Here is a 1,647-nt window from a genome sequence, read left to right as displayed (position 1 = left end):
GGGTTCTGCCAAGATTTTCGTGGTTACGGAATGTAGCTTTGATCAGCGGTGCAAGATCATCTTGCGGAGGAGCAGGAATCCGGCGCGGCCGAACATCAGCCGCTTGATCATTTTGATCTTGTTGACGACGCCTTCGGCAGGCCCGTTGCTGTAGGGCAGGGTGATTCCGGCACAGACAGCGTCGAGGTCGAGGGTCAGGCCCCGGATAAAGCTGTGCAGGTGGGGCAGGTCTTCGACCTGCACCATGGTGATCCACTCCTGCAGAAGGGCGTCGTTGCCGGGTGCTGGGGTCAGCAAGGCGGTGAAGCTGCGGACGGCGTTTGCCAGCGCGGTCATCTCGCCGCAGGTGGCGGTTACCTCGGCGAGGAGGGCGCTTTGGTCGCCGGGCAGGCGGTCGGGGTGGGTGAGTAGCAGCCGGGTGAGGTTCTTCGCGGAGATCGCCGACCGGTCGGCTTCGACCCGGCCTTGGGTGATGTAGCGGTAGAGCAGGTTGAGGCTGCCGGTGTAGCCCAGTGCCTTGATCTCCGCGAATAGGCGCAGGACCGGCACGCCGGGTTCGGTGGCGCGGCGTCGGCGCAAGTGGTCACGGTAGGGATCGACCAGGCAGGAGCGGTAACGCGGGGCTCGCTTCATGCGCTCGGGTTCGGCGGCGCGGGCGTAGCGCTTGACCGTGTTGAGTGACAGTTGCAGCCGCCGGGCCGTTTCCAGCAGGCCGGTGCCCTTGTCGAGCAGGTCGTGAACCGCCCGCCAGCGCTCGGCGGTGGTCTGGGCGCGGTCGCCGTCCTTGGCCGGCGGTCCGGCTTTGGCCCAGCACACGCTGTGGGCGGCGACTTCCCGATACGCGGCGTCGGCCAGGTTGTGGAACAGGTGCCAGCGGTCCGACACCTGCACTGCTTCGGGCAGGGCCTCTCGAATCGCTCCCGCGTAGCCGGCCGACCCGTCCCGGCATACCACCTCGACGTCGGGGTGGTCTCGCAGCCACGTGGTGAGGGTGGTGGCTCGGCGGTCGGCCAGCACGTCCACCACCCGGGCGGTGATCGCGTCGATCACGACGGTGCCGTAGGACCGGCCGCGTTTGAGGGCGAAATCGTCCACCCCTATTACCCGTGGCGTGACGATCTCCGGGTCGGGCAGCCCGGTGATCAGGTTGGTCAGTGCGGTCCGGCTCGCCGCCACGGCCAGCACTGCCAGTAATCGCGATCCGGCCCGTCCGGCCAACGTCAGCGCCACCGAGGTGACGATTGTGCTCAGCAGGGTGGTGCGGCGCCCGTACCGTACGGTCAGCCCGGGCACCTGCTCGGCGAACGTGTGTACGCGGCAGTCGATGTTCTCGCATACCAGCCGACGCACGGTCAGGTCGATGATGACCTGCTGGCCGCCGACCGCGACATCGGCGAGATGGCGCCGGTAACGCCCGTGCATCCGGTGTGTCAGCGTCCCGCAGGACGGGCAGGGCCGGGCATCGTCCGGCCGGGCCTGGGCCGTAACGCGGATCGTCTTTTCGTCACGGCGTACCTGCTCCACCTGCACGTCGCTCAGTTGCGGAAGAAGCAGGTCCAACAGTTCCTGATCGGAATCACGCATATGCAACTATCGGCACGTGTGTGATCAGTTGCAGGCAGTTACCACGAAAATCTTGGCAGAACC

At 66.7% G+C, this 1,647-nt stretch carries 1 protein-coding gene; it reads right to left on the bottom strand.

The window, feature by feature from the left end:
- Positions 1–42: 42 nt before the first annotated feature.
- Positions 43–1,584: an ISL3 family transposase gene (locus DP939_RS45175; RefSeq protein ID WP_113986976.1), complete on the bottom strand. Its 1,542-nt coding sequence runs from the start codon at positions 1,582–1,584 to the stop codon at positions 43–45.
- Positions 1,585–1,647 lie beyond the last annotated feature (63 nt).

The sequence above is a fragment of the Spongiactinospora rosea genome, from assembly GCF_003315795.1.
GTDB classification, from domain to species: Bacteria; Actinomycetota; Actinomycetes; order Streptosporangiales; family Streptosporangiaceae; genus Spongiactinospora; species Spongiactinospora rosea.
Note: the sequence above shows the minus strand (reverse complement) of the source record. Positions and strands in the feature narration are given on the sequence as shown.